Source organism: Chryseobacterium sp. FR048 (assembly GCF_056844665.1).
Window position 1 is genome coordinate 716,148 of sequence record NZ_JBXDSE010000002.1, and the last position, 19,164, is coordinate 735,311.

The 19,164-nt window shown below is 31.8% G+C and carries 18 protein-coding genes; 8 read left to right on the forward strand and 10 right to left on the reverse strand.

What is annotated here, in order from left to right; all coding sequences use genetic code 11:
• Positions 1-25: 25 nt before the first annotated feature.
• Together AC106K_RS08160 and AC106K_RS08165 are read right to left on the reverse strand one after the other, a co-directional pair.
• Positions 26-232, reverse strand: coding sequence for an ArsR family transcriptional regulator (locus AC106K_RS08160; protein WP_482444388.1), 207 nt, complete (start codon positions 230-232; stop codon positions 26-28).
• 327 nt (positions 233-559) lie between these two features.
• Positions 560-1,516 (reverse strand): helix-turn-helix domain-containing protein, encoded by a 957-nt coding sequence (locus AC106K_RS08165; RefSeq protein ID WP_482444390.1) that lies wholly within the window; start codon positions 1,514-1,516, stop codon positions 560-562.
• 649 nt (positions 1,517-2,165) lie between these two features.
• Between AC106K_RS08165 and AC106K_RS08170 the strand changes: the two genes are divergently transcribed.
• The 3 genes from AC106K_RS08170 to AC106K_RS08180 all read left to right on the forward strand — a co-directional run bounded on the left by AC106K_RS08170 (position 2,166) and on the right by AC106K_RS08180 (position 4,375).
• Entirely contained in the window at positions 2,166-3,512 is a 1,347-nt protein-coding gene (locus AC106K_RS08170; protein ID WP_482444392.1) for a hypothetical protein, read from the forward strand.
• A 9-nt stretch (positions 3,513-3,521) separates the two neighbouring features.
• A complete protein-coding gene (locus AC106K_RS08175) occupies positions 3,522-3,944 on the forward strand; it encodes a transposase (protein ID WP_482444393.1) in 423 nt (140 codons plus the stop codon).
• A 116-nt stretch (positions 3,945-4,060) separates the two neighbouring features.
• A complete protein-coding gene (locus AC106K_RS08180; protein ID WP_482444395.1) occupies positions 4,061-4,375 on the forward strand; it encodes a helix-turn-helix domain-containing protein in 315 nt (104 codons plus the stop codon).
• Positions 4,376-4,716: 341 nt separating this feature from the next.
• Here AC106K_RS08180 and AC106K_RS08185 read toward each other — a convergent pair whose 3' ends face one another.
• Positions 4,717-5,664 carry a helix-turn-helix domain-containing protein gene (locus AC106K_RS08185; protein WP_482444397.1) on the reverse strand — a complete coding sequence of 316 codons (948 nt, stop codon included), beginning with the start codon at positions 5,662-5,664 and terminating at the stop codon, positions 4,717-4,719.
• Positions 5,665-6,317: 653 nt separating this feature from the next.
• Here AC106K_RS08185 and AC106K_RS08190 point away from each other — a divergent pair.
• From AC106K_RS08190 to AC106K_RS08200, 3 genes are read left to right on the forward strand one after another with little or no spacing between them, the layout of a single operon-like run.
• Entirely contained in the window at positions 6,318-7,106 is a 789-nt protein-coding gene (locus AC106K_RS08190) for a hypothetical protein (protein WP_482444399.1), read from the forward strand.
• A 2-nt stretch (positions 7,107-7,108) separates the two neighbouring features.
• On the forward strand, positions 7,109-7,903 hold the full coding sequence (locus AC106K_RS08195) for a hypothetical protein (protein WP_482444401.1): 795 nt from the start codon (positions 7,109-7,111) through the stop codon (positions 7,901-7,903).
• Between the two features lie 22 nt (positions 7,904-7,925).
• Positions 7,926-8,720 carry a hypothetical protein gene (locus AC106K_RS08200; RefSeq protein WP_482444402.1) on the forward strand — a complete coding sequence of 265 codons (795 nt, stop codon included), beginning with the start codon at positions 7,926-7,928 and terminating at the stop codon, positions 8,718-8,720.
• A 666-nt stretch (positions 8,721-9,386) separates the two neighbouring features.
• Here the strand turns inward: AC106K_RS08200 and AC106K_RS08205 are convergent.
• The 3 genes from AC106K_RS08205 to gcvH all read right to left on the reverse strand — a co-directional run bounded on the left by AC106K_RS08205 (position 9,387) and on the right by gcvH (position 11,417).
• The gene (locus AC106K_RS08205) at positions 9,387-9,983 is read right to left on the reverse strand and encodes a methyltransferase domain-containing protein (RefSeq protein WP_482444404.1); all 597 of its coding nucleotides are present in this window, start codon (positions 9,981-9,983) and stop codon (positions 9,387-9,389) included.
• Positions 9,980-10,351 carry a glycine cleavage system protein H gene (locus AC106K_RS08210; RefSeq protein WP_482444406.1) on the reverse strand — a complete coding sequence of 124 codons (372 nt, stop codon included), beginning with the start codon at positions 10,349-10,351 and terminating at the stop codon, positions 9,980-9,982. The genes AC106K_RS08205 and AC106K_RS08210 overlap by 4 nt, the downstream gene beginning before the upstream one ends.
• Positions 10,352-11,036: 685 nt before the next feature.
• A complete protein-coding gene (gene gcvH / locus AC106K_RS08215; RefSeq protein WP_482444408.1) occupies positions 11,037-11,417 on the reverse strand; it encodes a glycine cleavage system protein GcvH in 381 nt (126 codons plus the stop codon).
• A 168-nt stretch (positions 11,418-11,585) separates the two neighbouring features.
• On the opposite strand from gcvH, the gene AC106K_RS08220 reads away from it, so the two are divergent.
• Both AC106K_RS08220 and AC106K_RS08225 read left to right on the forward strand, forming a co-directional pair.
• Entirely contained in the window at positions 11,586-12,266 is a 681-nt protein-coding gene (locus AC106K_RS08220; protein ID WP_482444410.1) for a Crp/Fnr family transcriptional regulator, read from the forward strand.
• Positions 12,267-12,371: 105 nt separating this feature from the next.
• The gene (locus AC106K_RS08225) at positions 12,372-13,097 is read left to right on the forward strand and encodes a YoaK family protein (protein WP_482444412.1); all 726 of its coding nucleotides are present in this window, start codon (positions 12,372-12,374) and stop codon (positions 13,095-13,097) included.
• A 183-nt stretch (positions 13,098-13,280) separates the two neighbouring features.
• On the opposite strand, the gene AC106K_RS08230 is transcribed toward AC106K_RS08225, so the two are convergent.
• The 4 genes from AC106K_RS08230 to AC106K_RS08245 form a co-directional block, all read right to left on the reverse strand.
• Entirely contained in the window at positions 13,281-14,690 is a 1,410-nt protein-coding gene (locus tag AC106K_RS08230; protein WP_482444414.1) for an MFS transporter, read from the reverse strand.
• A 3-nt stretch (positions 14,691-14,693) separates the two neighbouring features.
• Entirely contained in the window at positions 14,694-15,332 is a 639-nt protein-coding gene (locus AC106K_RS08235) for a uridine kinase family protein (protein ID WP_482444416.1), read from the reverse strand.
• A 34-nt stretch (positions 15,333-15,366) separates the two neighbouring features.
• Positions 15,367-16,509, reverse strand: coding sequence for an amylo-alpha-1,6-glucosidase (locus tag AC106K_RS08240; protein WP_482444417.1), 1,143 nt, complete (start codon positions 16,507-16,509; stop codon positions 15,367-15,369).
• A gap of 81 nt (positions 16,510-16,590) precedes the next feature.
• A complete protein-coding gene (locus AC106K_RS08245) occupies positions 16,591-19,008 on the reverse strand; it encodes a TonB-dependent receptor (RefSeq protein ID WP_482444419.1) in 2,418 nt (805 codons plus the stop codon).
• Between the last annotated feature and the right edge of the window lie 156 nt (positions 19,009-19,164).

Sequence of the window (19,164 nt, forward strand, 5' to 3'; positions counted from 1 at the left end):
TTTAGAAAGATTAATACGAGCCATTTTACTCCGGCTTTATTTGTGAAAGGTCGACACCTAATTTTGTAAATTCTTTTTGTCCCTTTTCAGTAATATAATAATTTCGGTCTACAGGATTATCTTTTGTAATCCATCCTTTCTCCACAAATTGTTCTAAAAGAAGTTGTCCTAATTTTCCGCCAATATGTTCATAACAGATTTTGGCTGGCTTTCTGTCGTTTGATTTGTTCATCGGTATATATTTAGTTTTTCAAATGTGACGAAATTTTGTTGAATGGATGAATTCAAATGTAGGTAACTTCAGCATACTTAGAAGCTTTAAAATTCATAAACCATCATTCTATTTGATAAGTACATTAAGTATAAAGAAATATCATTAAAAACATCCACATATTTTTCAATTAAATTGTGATTTAAAATGGTTAATATATCTTTAATTATATTTTTTAGGTTCCAATAATCTATTTAAAAGTAATGTGCAGAAAGATATATCTAATCATTTCTAAGCCATCTTCTGGATTATTAAAAGGAATGACTTTTAACAAAATACTTTTAAAATCTATTGTTTTTTTAAATTTTTGATATATTCAGTTGGAGTAATACCTTCAATCTGTTTAAATACTCGATTAAACGTTGCTTGGCTCTTAAATCCAGATTCTGTATAAATATAAAGTAATGTCAATTTACTCATATCAACATTATCTAAAAGACTTTTGGTATAGTTTATCCTATGTATATTAATATAATGGTTGAAGTTGATAAATCCTTTATATCGTATAGCTTTTGAAATATATCCACTGTTTATATTAAGATAACTGCTTACAGCAGAAATAGTAATATTACTGTCTTTAAATTGCTCATCACCCTTAATATGATTTTCAATAGTTGAAAATAATTCGTCAAACATTTGAACATCTTTGTCTTCGTGTGAAATTGGAATATTTATTTTCTCCTTTTCTCCAATTTCATTTATAATTTCAAGTTCTCTAATTTTATTTTTAAAATAAACCAAAAAAGAAATCAAAAATATATTTACAGTAATAACAAAAACATCACTGATTTTAACCTTCTCTAAAGGTATTAATAATTTTAGATTAAGAAAATTACTCAGGATAAGACTGACAAAAATCGTAAAAATTGTGTAGATTATATAAAAAACTACAATCCTATTATTGAAAAATATATAAGCACCAAAAGGAATGGGTATTAACCACGCAAAGCTTGCAGCTGAAACATCCCAAAACCTCATGATAATATAAAAATTATATAATGGTGCAAAAACCAAATAATATGCAACTAATTTATCTAGTTTTACTCTGTTACGCAAAGCCCTCCATCCTATAATAATTAATAAAGAAGCAAGACCCGTATAGTAAAATAAAATTTCATCTTTCATATAAAATGTAAACACTATGGCGTAAATCGCCAGAATCGAAGCCATTACATATATATAACTATTAGCCAATCTATTTTTTATAGATCTAATTTTCTCGTCTCTAATTTCTTTAAAAATCATCAAAATTTAGTTTTTGAATAATTGATTACAATCATTTTTAATTTTTGATTAAAATAAACAACTGAAAATCAATAAAATAAAATAAATAAATCAAATATAATATTTGATTTATACATCTATAATCCGTGTCTATAACAAATGTAATTTTGCAATACAATATTTATCTAACAGCAGATAATTACTTTGCAAATAAGATTATAATTATTTCTTTTAATTATTACTTAATTACTCTTTCTACTAAGAAAAGACAAAGAATAAATCTCTGCAAATATATAAAACTTGCTGACAAGAATCTGTTTTTTTATATCTCGAAAGCATTGAATAAAGGGAAAGTTAAAAAGGAATAAAATTTTTATTTAACAGAAAACGAAAAATGAATTTCAGTAAAATTTAACAAAGTATTAGGATAAAACTATTGGATGAATAAAAACAGAATTAAAAAAATACATATGATTTTTGGAAAAGAAAGAGGTTCATTTGTTGAGAAATCAAATTAAAAATTTTCACTCTTTTTACTAGAAACAGCCACCACCAATTATTAATCATACCTTAAAAACACAAATTCATAACAAGTATCCTCATAATTCAAATGAAATACATATAAACAATTTAGTCTTCCAAGATATATAGTAAAAAAAAATATAAATAAATGAACTACAAACACATCCTATCAGGTTTAATGATTACAAATAGCATTATGATGTTTTCTCAAGTTGGTATTAACACTACAAGACCACAGGGAGTATTCCATATAGATGGAAAATCAACGGTATTAACAACTAACCCTACAGATGTACCACCGAACGCACTCCAGGGTTCTGATGATTTTATTGTCACCTCATCTGGTAATGTAGGTATTGGTACAGCTTCACCAAATTCATCAGCAATACTTGAATTGAATGTAAATCAACTAACTAATGGAAATAAAAAAGGATTTTTAGGGCCAAAAGTTGCATTAACTTCAAACATTGACAATACAACGATATCTTCTCCTGCCTCAGGATTACTTGTTTATAACATAGGATCAGAACCTACTTTTACCTATGTTGGGTATGTATTCTGGAATGGGATAGAATGGAGAACACTGAGTGGAGCATCTCTTGCACCTGGTAGTATCAGTAAAATTGATTGTAATAACGTAACACTTTCCCCATCTTCATATATTTCGGGCACACCCTATAATGGAACACTCAGTGTACCATATACTGGAGGAAATTCTGGTATCTATTCAACAAAAACGATAGGGCCTGTTAATGGATTAACCGCTACCCTACCCGCTGGTAATTTTGCTAATGGTTCAGGTACTTTATATTATTCTGTAACAGGTACTCCTACTGTTACAAGTCCAAATACAACTACTTTTAATATCTCAATTGGAGGACAATCTTGTAATGCAGTTGTGGGAGTGGGAGATGATGTAAAAGCAGGCGAATTAGTTTACTATAGGGCTAATGATATATCTGCCAGTATAGGCGGTGGAGGTGCTAATGGTACAACTGAATCAAACTGGCTGAGTGCTAATGTGGACACATCGAATGCTCTTCCTGTGTTAGGAGGTAAACTAAGGCTCGATGGATATTTTAGCAATAGTGCAAATTCAGGTTCTGGTAGAGTAAGTTTTAATCCTAGGCTTGTCAACGTAAGTTCATCACCTGTAAAATTTTGGTTTGCAGCTCTTACCAATGTGGATAGAAATAACGGTGCCAACATAGTTCTATCTCCATCTGGTTCAGGAACCACCACTGTCGGAGGTGGAGGATGGGTAAATCTTGACAACGGAATTTATTCTAATTATGGATCTAATGGTATCATAGCGAGTCCAAATAATTCTATTACTAATACTGGAGACAGCAGCCAAGAAGTACTGACAATGGATCTAAATCTCGATGACAAATGGTACCGAGTTTATTATTTTATTAATATAGATAATAACGACACAATTTCTAATTCAGATGATATTAGAAGAATATATTTATCAATTCAAAGATTATATTAATAATGATGTATGGACTTTAAAGAAATTCACATAGGACAAATAATTAACCATATTGTTACAGAATTCGGGATAGAAATTTCCCGAATTTGTAACTTCATAAAATGTACAGAGAAAGAAATAAAGGAAATGTATAAATCCCAAAGTCTGGACAGCGAAATTCTGTTACGTTGGAGCAAACTTTTGGATTATGATTTATTCAGAATATATTCTCAGCATCTAATATTATTTGCTCCAGTTTCCTCAAAAGCAAACAGGAACCAGCTAAAAAAAATTTCTGTACCTCAGTTCCGTAAGAATTTATATACAAAAGAGGTTATAGATTTTATTCTAGAACAGTTGGAATCAGGAGAAATGACTAAAGAACAAATAATTGATAGGTATAGAATACCAAAAACAACTCTGCACAAATGGTCAAAAAAATATCTAGGATAAGCCTCGCTGGGTCAAGAGTGAATGACTTTTTTTCTTCTATTTTCCGGTCCAGTTAATTAATTATAATGAGAATTTACGAGTAGATAAAAACTAAATAAAATTAATCTCCTATTACAATGAAACCAAACTATAAACTTATATATTCAGACATAATTAAAAAAAAATATCCTCATAAAAAAGATGTATACTGTATTTTTCTAGAAAAAAAAGAACTTTCATTTTTAGATGTTATAAATCTAAACGAAAAAATATTTGGTTCCGATAACTCGGTGGGAACTTTTAATAAAAAGTTTCGCTCATATAGCAAAACAGATATTTTATATATTTTAGAACATCAAAAAGAGAATAATCTTAATAATATACAACTTTCACAACACTTTGGATTAAGTAGAAATACAATAACAAAATGGAAAAAACTTTTCATGATATAAATTAATGGCTATTGGATTGGATTTTCTATAAAAACAAACTATAAATGTAACATAGAATTTATCCAGTATCAGGAAGTATACAAATTTCACCTTCTATTTGAAAATATCTCGATAATTTTGAAACACTTATGCTATGAAAATTGTATTATTTAACTCTTTATTTTTCAAGAATATAGCTAAAATAATTATTAGTTCAACTACTCTTTTAAAGATAATTTAATATATAAATTGTTCTTTCTGACTTTCATTAGAAATTTACGTAAAGTGAATGTATATTTATTCTTTTTACAAAATTTAATTAGTGAATAATTACTTGAAATTTTTAAAAATTTTCGGATTACTTAATTCTTAATGTATTTCGTAGGAGTTATCCCCTCAATTTGCTTGAATACCCTGTTAAAAGTAGTTTGGCTTTTGAAGCCTGATTCCGTGTAAATATATAGCAGTGTAACTTTACTCATGTCTACGGTATTTAAAAGAGTTTTTGCGAAATTTACCCTTTGGACGTTAACATAGTGATTGAAATTTTGATAGTCTTTATAACGTATCGCTTTTGAAATATAAGAACTATTGACATTAAGGTAATTACTCACACTGGAAATAGTAAGATTACTATCTTTAAACTTTGCGTTTTCAAAAACATAAGTATTAATCTCTACAAATAATTTTTCAAACATTTGTAAATCTTTATCATCCAAAGAAATAGGAAGAACTATCTTCTCTTTTTCTTCAATTTCGCTGATAATTTCCAGCTCTCTAATTTTATTTTTATAATACAATAAGAATGATATTACAAAGAAATTAATTATGATGATGGAGATGTCACAAACTTTCACTTTCTGTAATACATCCATAGGTAAACGGATCTTTATTAAATAGGCTAAAAAAAAGCTCATCATTATTGTACAAATGGAATATATTATGTAAAAGATAACAACCTTTCTCTTGAAAAATATATACGCTCCAAAAGGAATGGGTATTAACCAAACAAAGCTTGCTACTGATAGTTCCCAAAACCTGATAACAATATAGAAATTATAAATAGGTGCAATTAACAAATAGTAGGTAACTAGTTTATCCAAATTTACTCTATTCCATAAAAATAGCCGACCAATTAAAAGAAATGCAGAACCGAAAGCAGTATAATAAAATAAAACTTCATCTCTTATATAAAAAGTAAATATGAGGGCATAGCAGGCGATTACGGCAGTCATAAAATAAATATATTTTCCTGCCAGTCTTTTCTTGATTGAAATAATTTCTCTCTCTCTTATCTCTTTAAAATTCATTTCACAAAATTTGAGATCTTCCAATATAGCTATCTTCAGAATTGCGCTAATTTATATAGCTGATCATTAGTGCTTTATATCATGTAGTCAAATCTTAAATCTGACTTTACAATGTGACTTATTCTATATTTATTAGTTATAAATTTACAAAAAAATTAAGAACCAAGCATTGATCTAGGTTAATTAATTTTTGATGGATATTTTTTTTACTTACACATTCCAGTGACTTTATTTACGGTATAATAGAATGTATTAACTAATTAAGAAAATGGATTTAATAATGTTGAAAAATAATTGATTATAACAAAAATTTAAAGGATTTCTGAATAAGCATACATCAGAACTTTTTAAAGAATGTAATCTCTTTTGTCTTGGGAATTTTAAAAAAATATTTGAAATAATGAATTTAAACCAACTTAAGATAATGATTGACTTTTATTGGATTTTTATCTTTATTTTTTTCACTACACTCAAACCTTTGTTTTGTATTTTTTCATGGAATATTAAATTTTTTAGATTACAACAATTATTTTTTATAAGGCCCCCACCTATCTTTTAAACACAAATTCTCTATATAGAAAAAACAAATGATTGATTTATTGTAGGGAAAGATCCATTTCCCTACAATTCTTATTTACTATAAAATTCATAAAATGAAAAAAATATTTTTAAACGTAGTATTTGTATTCAACGTAGGACTTTTCGGACAGGTGGGCATAGGAACTGCAACTATAAATGAAAACATAATTTTGCAAATTGAAAGTCAACCTCGTCCTGGGCAACAGTATTATGGAGGTCTGTTACTGCCACGAGTGCCACTCACATCTACAACTGATTTTTCACCCATAACAGGAACTGCTACAACAGGGCTTATGGTCTATAACACTTCAACTGAAGGTAGTGGTAAAACTGCAGTCACACCGGGTTTCTATTTTTGGGACAATGACAAGCTCCTATGGCAAAGAATATCACAAAAATTATCAAATGAAACCGCGCTGTTTGCCAATCAGGATACTAATACAGATATAAATTCAGGAAGCGGAATCTATGCCGACTTATTTGCAAATGTACGGTTCAATAATAATGTTGCATTATATGAAAAGGTTAATGCGACGACACTCAAAATCAATGATATTGGATATTATAAAGTAATATTAAATTTAGATTTAGCATCTAGTGGTGGAGCGGACAATTTTGGTATCGAAATAGTTGTGAATAATAGTGACAACGTTGTGTCGGATAATATTTATATTCCTGGAAGGTGGGATGATGAGGGAGGACAGGAGACTAACTTTCCTAACGGTAGATCATATATAGTGTATATTCCAATTAATGTTGCTGGTTATACACTAAGAGTTAGAACTTATGAAATTGATCCCTCTACTGATGTGCACTTCAAAAATGCTAATACTTCTACTATTTCAATTGAAAAAATTAGGTAATTATGAAAAATCTATTAACTATTAGTATAATATTGCTACTTACATCCTCTGCTACAGCTCAGGTAGGTATCAATACTTCGAATGTGTTAGACGGTGTAAGTTTGCAAATAGAATCTTATACAAAGGGTATTTTATTCCCACGGGTAGCCTTAACTTCCCGAACCTCTACTTCACCATTGGCCTTGTCCATTCCTACAGGTACTTTTGTCTTCAATACTGCGACAATAGGAACTTTTCTTAATACTGTAACACCTGGCTTATACTGGTGGAGCGCTGCTGATCAGCAATGGACTAATTTAAGCACAAACTTGAATACCATACTTTTGAAGTATACGAACTCTGAATCATCTACAAATTATAATACTAATGAATGGCAAAATGTGAAAATTTTTGGAAACAAGATTATTAACGAAAGCAGTGCGATATATACAATTAATAATACAAATCAATCCGTAACAATAAATAGGGCCGGTTTATATTCAATCTCATCATTGCTATCGTTTGATAGAGAAAGTGGTGGCAATTCAGGACGTCTGTCTTTATCAGCCCAACTATTTATAAATGGAACAGCAGAAGGTACAGAGCAAGTAATATCTCCAGGATATACAGCTTCTGTGGGAAGTGGCAGAGGGCTTTTTTCTCACTCTTTTACAGAATATTTAGATTTGAGTAGCGGGGATATACTGACTTTGAGAATCAAAAGAACTGACGGTACTTTTTCAAGCGGATATGGAACAGCCGAGGTTATATTTCTTCAAAGTGGTGATTCAAGTATTTCAATACAAAGAATTCGTTAAAAATATTTAAATTAAAAAGAAAATGAAAAAAATATATTTCATAATAACATTATTATTATTAACAAAACATTTTGGACAGGTAGGAATTGGAACATCTAATCCAATAACATCGGCAGCACTGGATATTACATCCTCTAGTAAAGGTGTTTTAATTCCTAAGGTTGCATTAATCTCTACGGATAGTAAGCTTCCGTTAGTTGGAACAATTCCTGATGGAGTATTGGTTTTTAATACAGCCTCTTCAGGTACTAGTAATACAGCAGTTTTCCCAGGTCCATATGCATGGGCAAATAATCAATGGAATTTACCTGCAGAACTTAATACTGATAAGGCAAAAGCCGTAAAATTTACTAATTCCGCGTCTAGCACCACAAACTTTAATCCTAGCAGTACTGCAGTAGCTACATCAATTGACATTTTTGGTACACAGGTATTTAATGATGACAATTCTATTTTCGAAAAAGCTAGTGATTATTCATTATTAATTAAAAAAGCAGGACTTTATCTAATTTCTGTTAATCTGGCACTAAAACAAAATCCAGCAGTAGATCAATCTAGATTAGCAGATTATCTTTATTTTAATGTAAACGGAAATCTAGCCTCGGCAAAGATAATAACCTTAGTTCCGCAATATAACCCTGCGCGTGTTAATATTAATGGAAGATTTGCTTTTGGTTCCAATTCTTATGTTTATATACCATCGGGTGCTATTTTGACTTTTCTATCACAACGCTATAAGGATGGATCAAATTACAATGGCACTGTTAATTTTGATAATGCAAGTTTGTCAAGTATAACGGTCATTAAAATTCAGTAATTTTTAAATGGGACAAACAATTTGTCTAAAATATTTAAAACCCAACACATACAATATAAATAAATCACTGATTTACTTTGATTTATTTATATTGTTAAAAGGGGTGGCGGGGAATCATGTTGATAACTAGCTGAATTGTCAGAAGTTTTGCAGCTGGATTTTAATATTGTATAGATAAAATTACTTGAAATTCAAACGATAGAATTCCTTTATCAGTTGGTATCATTATTAAAATGAAAGGTTACCCCTTGTTTTCGACTAGTTCGAACAAGATGATAAAACCTATTTCTTTATATTGATGACTTAATTCAGTATTCTTTTTTTATAAATAGATTTAGTATATCAATCTAATTCTTTAATGACAATCGATAATGGAGTTATCGAATAAACTTTATGGAACATGATCAATACATTTGACTCCTAATTGCCACATAAGCTCTTAGATTCTATAAATAATATGATAAAAAGGGTATTACTACAAGTTGTAATAATACCCAAAAAAATACATAATATTCAGACCTATGTAATTCTATTTTTAAAATAATACTTTATATTATATATAAATTTTCAATGTGTTACCCTAACCGGAAATTATTTACTTACAAATGTTTTTTTTATTAAAAATCGGAAAGTTGTCATCATTCCCAAATCCTTGAAACAAATACCTTAATGCACTTTTCGCCAAAAGCTTAAAAGACCATTACAATCTGAGTCCACTAAGTCAAAACTCCCAGGGATTTCATCCCATTTACTCCAATACGTAACTAAACGTGTTCCAATAGGTGTTTTATCCAGTTCTCTTTTTACATGTTCTGAATATACATCATATAATTTACTGTCAGGATATACGGTATTATCAATTGGAAATGAAGTATCAATATTTTCAAAAAATGAATTAAAAAAGTAGAAAGCTTCATAATCAGAAAAACTAATTTCATTGATATTGGAGTTTATAAATTCAACATTAGTAATATTATTTCTATCTGCTATCTTTTTTGATAATTTAGTGAGTGATGCTCTTTGTTCAACACCATAGAAAAAACCTTTTGTGGAAACTGCTCCTACCAGACAAAATTTTCCTGCACCCGCACCAATATCAAGAACTTTCTTACCTGACTTATCTACCAAATATTCTGAGGCTAATTTGGCAACGGCAATGGGAGTCCAATGCCTACTGGAGACTGCTTTTATTTTATCAGGATATAATTCATTAAAAACATCATCCTTTACATCAATATTCTTTCTAAGCTGTTTAAAAATCATTTTGTAAATTGTATATATTCTTCAGGGGTTAAAAACTTTTCTGTAGAGATATCCATTGAAAAAATCATCAACCAACAATTATAGGGGTCAATGTTGGCATGAGAGGGTTTTATATTTAATCGTTGATTAATTTCCATAATATGACAGTCACATGGAGCTATAAGCTGAAAAGTCTTATTTATTCCATAAACAGTTCCCCATGAAGATTCTTTTCTTACAGTATTTCCCTGAATATTAAATTCAACCAAATGAATTTCTCCTATTTCTTTTTGACCAAAATCTGTAATGCCTATATAAAAATCATATAATCCAATTTGTCTTAACCATAAATGATTTTCTGTATAATAAAGATTTTTAAGAGTAAGCATGTAATTATTTATTTGAATCTATTTTTTTAAATAAATTGAGGTTTAACAATGATAGCTTTAACCGTCTTATTCCTGATATTGATAAAAATTTGTTTTCAAACTTCAGGATGTTCAATTGAGATATTTCCTACCCTTATTCCCTTTTTTAGGGTTGTAGAAAGTATTCTTGAGGTTACAGTTCCAATAATTTGATGATTGTTATTCTAAATTTCATAACCATGTCGGGGAATACCTTTGCTTTCTATTTAAAAACCATTTTTTTTTAAGAACTCCTTTTTCCTCCTCGATTTTGAGAAATCCACTGCTTACAAAATCTTTTGAAAATTTAGTCATCCATCCCAAACCGATTTCTAATGGAGAGCTAAAATCATCAATATCATTTCCATCAAGACATTACCCCAATATCATTACAAATACAGCCATACTATATTTTTCCTGGATAAAGTTTTGACGCATGATTAAAAGTAATTATTTGTATTAATTACAAAGGTCCTTTTCCCTGTATTGAAATTTTCTCCATATGAGAATCATCAAAAATCCCGACTCCACTTCTTACTATTCTATGTTCATACCATACCCCTTGTCATATAGAACAGGTATTTCATAACTGGCAAATTCAACCATTTTTCGTTCAAAAAAATGATGTATAGCGCTAAATTTTTTTTAACCTTCAACTTCCATTTCGTTATAAGCCTATTAAGGATGAATAAGCTCCGGATCGTAAGAAGCTTTCAGTATCAAAAATATTCTCAAGCTTGATCTTAATTATCCAACCCTCCCCATAAGGATCGGTATTTACTAATTCAGGATTGGTTTCTAATTTTGGATTAATTTCCAATACTTCTCCTGCAAGAGGTAGAAATAAATCAGATACAGTTTTTACAGCTTCAACGGTTCCAAATACTTCTTTTTGCTTTAAATTTGCTCCGAGAGTCTCAATTTCAATGTGTACAATATCTCCCAATTCATGCTGGGCAAAATCTGTTATTCCAATATAGGCAAAATTATTTTCTAGTCTAACCCACTCATGGTCTTCAGTATATAATAGATTTTCAGGGATCTGCATTATTTAGTTATTATTAATAGATATGCTTTTCTATACTTATCCTTAGATAATAGTTTTCTTTATGTCAAAAGTAGAAGCTTTGAGAGAATTTTGAAATGACACACATCTGTTTGTAATTTGATTTAAATCAATTTTAAATAGCAATAAAATTGCTTAAATTAGTAATCCATGATTTCAAAGTTTATTTTTAATAATCAGTATCTTTTTGAAGAACTTCCTAAGGATGATAAAGAATTACTCCAGAGCGTTATGCTAGTTAAGAACTATCGTAAAAATGAAGCTATATTTACAGAAAGGACTATTCCTAATGGGATATTTTACTTAAAAGAAGGCAAGGTAAAAAAGTATAAAGTTGATAATGACGGAAGAGAGCAGATTATTTATATTTATAACACAGGAGAATTTTTTGGATATTCAGCTATATTAAGTAATGATTCTTATGGAGACACCACACAAACTATCGAAAACTCTGTCATTGCTTTTATTTCAAAAAAAGATTTTTTCCATATACTAGACCAATCCGTTGCGTTTTCCAGACAACTGCTTAAAAGCCTTAGTCATGAATTTACGGTAATGGCTAATTTGATGACCGTTTTATCTCAACGAACCGTTAGAGAACGGGTTGCACTGAGTTTATTAATTCTACATAATAAATACAAGTCCAATATTTTGGAAGATAAAGTATATATTACATTATCCCGAGCAGATCTTGCCAATATGGTAGGAACTGCTAATGAAACATTGGCCCGTATCCTTCATGGTTTCAAAGAAGATCATCTTATTAAAATGGTGGGACGAAAAATACAGTTGATCGATTTAGAAAAGTTAACCCATATCGCAAATTTATAACTAGGCATAATTTCAATTTTTACAATATTCATTTTTTACTCAAAACAAAAACTTTTTATATTAGTAATAATTTGTCGATTAAAGTTCTACTCAAAATAATTACTCATGTTTAGGCATAAAGGAAAAGGACGAACATATTCTCATAATTTAAAACTAGCATCTATTTTATCGTGTGTAGCCGGATTAGTTAATATTACAGGGGTTCTCTCGGTAAGTATTCTTACAACGAATGTCACAGGACATTTTGCTTATTTTTCCGAGGAACTTTTTCTTAATAATTATAAAACAGCATTTACCTATTTGTTTTATATCCTGTTTTTTTTGCTTGGAGCCTTTATTTCAGGAACCGTTATGGAATTGGCTTCTAGGCAGAAATCACATACTTCCTACATCATTCCTTTGTCTCTTGAAATTATAATTATGCTTTTTGTAAGCGTTTCACCAGAACTATTACCTGATCACGCTTCCTTACCACTTATTATATCTCCAGCTTTACTTTTTGCCATGGGACTTCAAAATGCTCTTGTTACCCGTGTTTCACAATCTGTTGTGAGAACCACTCATCTGACAGGATTATTTACAGATATGGGAATTGAATTGTCGCAACTAATTCTCCGTGGTTCTAAAGCCAAAAAAATACAATTAAATAAAAGCATTTTTCTAAAATTCATGATAATTATTTGCTTTTTTACAGGTGGAATTATTGGAGGCCTAGTCTATCAGTATCTTCAACTAAAAACACTTTTCCTACCTATTACACTATTAGCCATCACATTATGGTATGACAGGATTTTGCTTCGATATTATTATCTGAAAAGAAAGTTAAGATAGGCCTATTGGTTTGGAAATTGAAAATGGTCATCATAAGAATTATTTCAGATTGAATAAAGATCCATGAAAAATATTTTGAACGTGTTTAAACCTGGGATCGAAGTGTTCTTTTAATAAATATTATAGCGTATAGTAGGATTCTCAAATATAAGAAGTCCAAAGGAATCTTTTAGCCTTTCCATTTTAACTTTCTACTACATTATATTTGTTAACTTTAATTCGAGTTACAAAATAGGAGGCCAAAAGAAATAACACTCCAGCGACTGAAATTGCGTAAGACGGATTATTACCTAATACATGTTGATATACCGCTCCAAATGTAAGAGTTTGTATAAGCATTGGCATCACAATCATCATATTAATGACCCCCATATAAACACCTCTTTTTTCCGAGGGTATCGATGGAGAAACCATTGAATAAGGTAATCCCATCATGGCAGCCCAACCTATTCCGAAAAGAACCATCGGCAACAGGATCAGATATTCATTATGGATATGAGGCAAGATCAACAATGCCATTCCTGTAGCAAAAAGACAAAATACGTACACATATTTGGAAGAATACTTTAGTGCAAAAGGAATTAAGAGCAATGCTGAGATCATTGTAATAAAATTATAGAAACCATTCATTAAACCTGTTTGTCCTACCGCAGTTTCTACCAAGTTCAGGATATTTTTTGCCCAGGACAAATTGCTTTGAGAAACTGACAATCCATCTTTTGAAAGCTCAACAAAATAATTTGCTTTCTGTTCGTCAATTTCAGAAACATTATACAAAGTCTGTTTTATCATAGGTGTTACGAATTGCCAGTAGCAAAAAAGTGCATACCATTGAAATAGATAGACCAGCGCCAATTGCCAAAGGATTTTTGGCATTTTAACAATAGCTGTGAAAATATCAACAAAAGGCGTGAGTAGTGTATTATTTTCTTTCTCTGCTATTAGCTTTGCCAATTCTTCCTCAGTTGGGGGAATTTCGGGAGTTTTATAAACTGACCACACTACGGAAGCAATGGAACAGAAAGATCCTAAAAAAAACGAATAATAGACCCAAGCAGGAATACCTCCGGACTGTGAGCTTCCACCAAAATACTTCTGAAAAACAAACAAAGATAGATTAGCCAGCGTAATTCCTCCCCCTACAAAAAGACTCTGCATCTGAAAACCATAGGTCTGTTGTTCTTCAGGTAGCTTATCTCCTATAAACGCTCTGTAAGGTTCCATAGCGGTATTGTTTGCGGCATCCAAAATCCACAAAAGTCCTACTGCCATCCAAATAGAAGAACTGAATGGAAAAACAAATAAAGCTAAACTGCAGAATATTGCCCCCAATAAAAAGAATGGTTTTCTGCGTCCCCATTTTACACTCCAGGTTTTATCACTTATCGCTCCAATCAGCGGCTGAATCAATAATCCTGTAACGGGACCTGCCAAATTAAGGATCGGAAGCTGATCTGCATGAGCTCCTAAAAAAGAATACAAAGGATTAACAGCGGTTTGCTGAAGTCCAAAGCTGTATTGAATCCCGAAAAAACCAACATTCATATTCCAGATCTGCCAAAAATTAAGCTTAGGAATTATTTTTTTATTCATCATTTATGGCTTTACAATTTGATAGTTTTTCCCTAGTACAATGTCTGCTTTCTCTTTGAACCGGCGAATTATATGATGTTCAATTTCCAATACTGTTTCAATAAAATCACTTTGTTCATCGCGGTTTCTTTCCATTCGCTTTTCGTAGGTATCCTTGTAAATACGATCAATGAAAATGCTGAAATCAAATTCATGAATACTCAAAATATAAGTCCCTTCAATAATCAATACCTGAATATCTTCAATATCAATAATTTCCTGAGCGATCGAATTATCCTGATAATAAATCAAAGGTTTTTCAATACAGAGTCTTCCATCTTTAAATTCCTTTATATTTTGCTCAATCAAGTCTAACTGAACTTCTTGCAATCCTACATTATCAATACTTTTTAGGCGGTTCTCATGATTTGTTTTGGGTGGAAGCTTAAAATAGTCATCCATTTGAATCACATAACTTCTGATCCCTTTCTCTTCTAGAATTTTTTTCAGAGCAAATGCTGTGACTGATTTTCCGCTTCCACTTTCTCCGCAGATTCCTAAAGTCCATTTTTCAGTGTGCTTTTCATTCTGCTTTATTATTCTGTAAATATTTTCTGCGGTATCTAGATGTCTTTGCTCCAAATTAATTACATCTCCAATCATTGTTTAATCTGTTATAAAATTAATTAGTTTTTGTTTATATTAATCCGTCAGCATCATTCAACTTCATCAGAAGATATCCGGAAGCTGAAAAACATAATTGATCTGTTCCTGAGGGTATTAAATGATCCGTAGAATAATATTCTTTGAAACTTGCTCCTTTTTCACGGAGAAGACGCTCATATTGACCGACAATCTTTTCCGGAATTTCATAGTACCCTCTTCTTTTCAGCCCAACACAAAGCCATCCAAGATAAATTGGCCAGGAACCTCCGTTATGAAACTGATAGGGCTTATTTTTAAAGTCATAGCTGTAATTGTTTTCCAGTAAGCTCCAATCAGCATCATTTGGGAAGATGATTGGATAAAAGACTGGAAACATCCAATGATTAAACTCTTTGTTTACTTTTTCTAAGAACTGAGTGAAAGAATCGAGATCTACATCAAATCCTAAAAGGATTGCCAAAGCATTTCCTGCAAGATCGAAGCGTTCGTCATAGCCATTGGCATTTAGTGATGCCCATAGATACGGTTTTTCATTCGCTTTCTGATAGGCAGTTGGGTGGTATCTGGTTTCATCAGAATTATTTTTCCTGAAATTATTTTCGATCAGTTTTTTAGTAGTTTCAGCTAAAGATTTCAATTGCTTATCCTCATATATTTCTGCCGCATTTTTCAGAGCCCAATACTGGAGAACATTATCATACAAAACATACCCTGAGGTAACATATTCGTCTGCCCAGTTTCCGCCTAACGGACTATATATAAGACCTCTTTGGTTAAACTCCCAAGTTTTCAGGCAATCAAAAGCTTTATAGATTTTATCTTTTAAAGTCTCTTTTAAATCTTTATCTTTAGAATATATCAAATATTCACAAGCGCCAATAATCCACCAAATCGTTGCATCAGTTCTTCCAACAAGCGTCCCGTAACTCGCCATTTCTCCATACACATTGGAGGGAATCTGTCCGTTATCTGCCTGATGATCCGCCAAAGTTTTTATTGATTTTTCCAAACCATCAGCAATCAGCTGATTTTGAATCAGAATTCCTGTAATTCCTGTCATCATAGAATCTCTTGACCAGACTCTTGCGTAGTTGTCCTTTTGCTCGCAAGATGCAAGAATTCCCTGTTCAGAAACGGCCTGTTCTATAACGTGTAAGGCTTCTTTTGTAAACATATTTTTTTAGTAGAATTAATTATATCAACTGATTTTATTTTAAATTACGATCCGTAACAATCTGACATCTATTGTTCATTATTAAAAATCAAATTTCACGCTCGCTCCGAAAGTCCTTCCCGGAAGTGTCCTCGCTCTGATGATTCCATTCGTACCTTGTAAAGTTCCCTCTTCTGCTTCTGTAATAGCTAATGCATTAAAGACATTATTGGCATTGACGTTTAGCGTTAAATTACTCAATAATCTGTATGATATATATGGATTTACAATAATGTATCCCGGCATAATCAGTTTATTACGGTCCTGGGTATACGCTTTTGTAGATCCCACCGCAAAGAACCCAAAGCTTAACTTATCAATATTCACATTTGGATTAAAGGAATACATCACTTTCGGAGTTCTTCTCGGTATATTGCCTATGATAGTTTGATCAATCGCATTTTTAATTTCAGCGTGGGTATAGGTCAATCCTGCTTTGATAGCAAAGTTTTTATTAAATTTATAGAATCCATCAAATTCTACCCCAAATGACTCGTATTTATTTTCTGTTCTCAATTGGGTGGTCGCTTCGTAATTGGCTTCAATCGTTCTTGCCTGAAACAATGTGGTATTAAGAAAATAGTTTGAACCTCTCAATTTGTAGCCTACTTCAATCTGATTTAGTTTATTAACTTTTACGGCATCTAAAGCAGGATCATCATTATTGGTATAGTTGTATCCTGCAAAAAGAATTCTGTCGGCGGAAGCACTTCCCCCCTGACTTACTCTTACGAAAACTGCGTTACGGGAATTCAAAGCATAATTAGCCCCCAATGAATATCCGAAAATACCATATTTGTAATCAACAGGAACCGTTCCGTTTACTACTTCAACTGCCAGTTCAGGAGTTTCCAAAGTTCCGTTCTGATTAATGTCAATCGCTTTTTTCATATTTTGTATTCCTGAAAAACTTCCTGATACATTTCCAAAATCATATCGTGCACCAAGATCCAAGGTAAGATTTTGAACAGGATTGATTTCAACCTGAGCGTGCGGAGCGATGACAGAATATTGGGTATCGTAAATTCTGTTCACACCTCCAAAAGCAGGAACCCCATAGTTAAGAAGTCCGTTATCTGTGATCTTAGTTCCGGCACTATTCAAAACATCCACAAGTCTCGCTTTATTGTCTGACACTTCCATCAGATAGGTATTCCAATTCCACGAAAGGTTGATATTTTGTGAGCTGTTGTAAACGCCGCCATTCATCTTTACTTTATCCCATTTTTTGCTGACGTTCAAATCACTAAAGAAATTGTTCAGATTATTAATTTTGGTATTGAACAAAACGGTTTTCATATATTTTGCATTGCTATCCACCGCTGTATTGGTGCCTGCATAGACTGCACTTCCATATCCCGTAACAGATTCTAAAATCTCAGATTTACTCCCAACAGAAGCGGGGAATGGGGCTAAAAACTGTCCGTCATTGGCAGCATATCTTGCCTTAGCATCTACTTTCCAACCTGAACCAAAATCATAATTGAATTCCATCCCTACTGCCTTAGATACTGAATGCATTCCATCACGGATATCACTTTTCAGGATTTGTCCGTTTGCGCCAAGGGTAATATCATTTTTGAAATTAGAAGACTGGAGAGCACCGGTTAAGATATTATAATTTCTTAGAGAGCTGTAATCTGGATAAGAATCTGATCCTGAAACAGCGATTGGCATCGGCATATAAGCTGCCGTTCTATCGTCCAAATATTTACCATACACACGGATACTTCCCTTTTCAAATTTCTTTAATAAAGATAATCTGAACTGCCCTCCGTTATTGGAAGTATATCCTGTTTTTCTAGGTCCGTCTCCTCCTCTGTAAAAACCACCGACTCCAATATAAAAATCTTTGCCAAGCGGTGTTCCATAATCGATATCGGTTCTGAAATTTTTATAGTTCAATCCTACCTGCTGGGTAATACTGCCTCCTTCTTTTTCACCGGTTTTTGTAATAAAGTTGATAATCCCTGCAGGTGAGTTGGATGCAAAAACTGATGCAGAACCTCCTCTTAGTGCCTCAACACGAGATACAAAGGTATCAAATCTGGTAAACTGGTCCTGAGTCCCAAAAGCAATATCTCCGAACTGCATTACCGGAAGACCATCTTCTTGAATTAAAAGATATCTTGAACCTCCTGCAGAAACAGGAACCCCTCTCACAGTAATATTTGAATTCCCTTCACCTCCTGAAGATTCGGCACGTATTCCTGGAATGGTTCTGAAAATTTCAGCAGTAGTTCTTGGAGCCGAATTGATAATATCAGCTGATTTCAAGGTAGAAATTGATGTACTCGTTTTAATGGAAGCTTTAGGATTAGAATTTCCTGTAATGACAACTTCATCGATTGTTTTGTTTCTAGTAGATACCGTATCTGCTACTGTTGCCTGAGAAAACATAAAAGCAGCTATGTTCATTGTCCCGAAAATCAGTAGTTTCTTTATTACCTGTGATTCCATAATTTTAATGAGTTTTTGTTATGTCTCAAAAGTATTTTTTTTACGATAGCAAATATGAATTTAAACAGACTGTAAACAGATTGAAAATATCAACCGTTTGCGCAATCGTTTGCGGTGGAAAACTTTTCATTAAATTAACTTTTAATTAACAAATTA

Coding starts and splice junctions, on each gene's coding strand:
- AC106K_RS08230 (WP_482444414.1), bottom strand. CDS start 14,690: ATGAATAAAAAAATAATTCCTAAGCTTAATTTTTGGCAGATCTGGAAT.
- AC106K_RS08170 (WP_482444392.1), top strand. CDS start 2,166: ATGAACTACAAACACATCCTATCAGGTTTAATGATTACAAATAGCATT.
- AC106K_RS08225 (WP_482444412.1), top strand. CDS start 12,372: ATGTTTAGGCATAAAGGAAAAGGACGAACATATTCTCATAATTTAAAA.
- AC106K_RS08195 (WP_482444401.1), top strand. CDS start 7,109: ATGAAAAATCTATTAACTATTAGTATAATATTGCTACTTACATCCTCT.
- AC106K_RS08220 (WP_482444410.1), top strand. CDS start 11,586: ATGATTTCAAAGTTTATTTTTAATAATCAGTATCTTTTTGAAGAACTT.
- AC106K_RS08205 (WP_482444404.1), bottom strand. CDS start 9,983: ATGATTTTTAAACAGCTTAGAAAGAATATTGATGTAAAGGATGATGTT.
- AC106K_RS08235 (WP_482444416.1), bottom strand. CDS start 15,332: ATGATTGGAGATGTAATTAATTTGGAGCAAAGACATCTAGATACCGCA.
- AC106K_RS08160 (WP_482444388.1), bottom strand. CDS start 232: ATGAACAAATCAAACGACAGAAAGCCAGCCAAAATCTGTTATGAACAT.
- AC106K_RS08175 (WP_482444393.1), top strand. CDS start 3,522: ATGGACTTTAAAGAAATTCACATAGGACAAATAATTAACCATATTGTT.
- AC106K_RS08185 (WP_482444397.1), bottom strand. CDS start 5,664: ATGAATTTTAAAGAGATAAGAGAGAGAGAAATTATTTCAATCAAGAAA.
- AC106K_RS08190 (WP_482444399.1), top strand. CDS start 6,318: ATGAAAAAAATATTTTTAAACGTAGTATTTGTATTCAACGTAGGACTT.
- AC106K_RS08240 (WP_482444417.1), bottom strand. CDS start 16,509: ATGTTTACAAAAGAAGCCTTACACGTTATAGAACAGGCCGTTTCTGAA.
- AC106K_RS08245 (WP_482444419.1), bottom strand. CDS start 19,008: ATGGAATCACAGGTAATAAAGAAACTACTGATTTTCGGGACAATGAAC.
- AC106K_RS08180 (WP_482444395.1), top strand. CDS start 4,061: ATGAAACCAAACTATAAACTTATATATTCAGACATAATTAAAAAAAAA.
- AC106K_RS08165 (WP_482444390.1), bottom strand. CDS start 1,516: ATGATTTTTAAAGAAATTAGAGACGAGAAAATTAGATCTATAAAAAAT.
- AC106K_RS08200 (WP_482444402.1), top strand. CDS start 7,926: ATGAAAAAAATATATTTCATAATAACATTATTATTATTAACAAAACAT.
- AC106K_RS08210 (WP_482444406.1), bottom strand. CDS start 10,351: ATGCTTACTCTTAAAAATCTTTATTATACAGAAAATCATTTATGGTTA.
- gcvH (WP_482444408.1), bottom strand. CDS start 11,417: ATGCAGATCCCTGAAAATCTATTATATACTGAAGACCATGAGTGGGTT.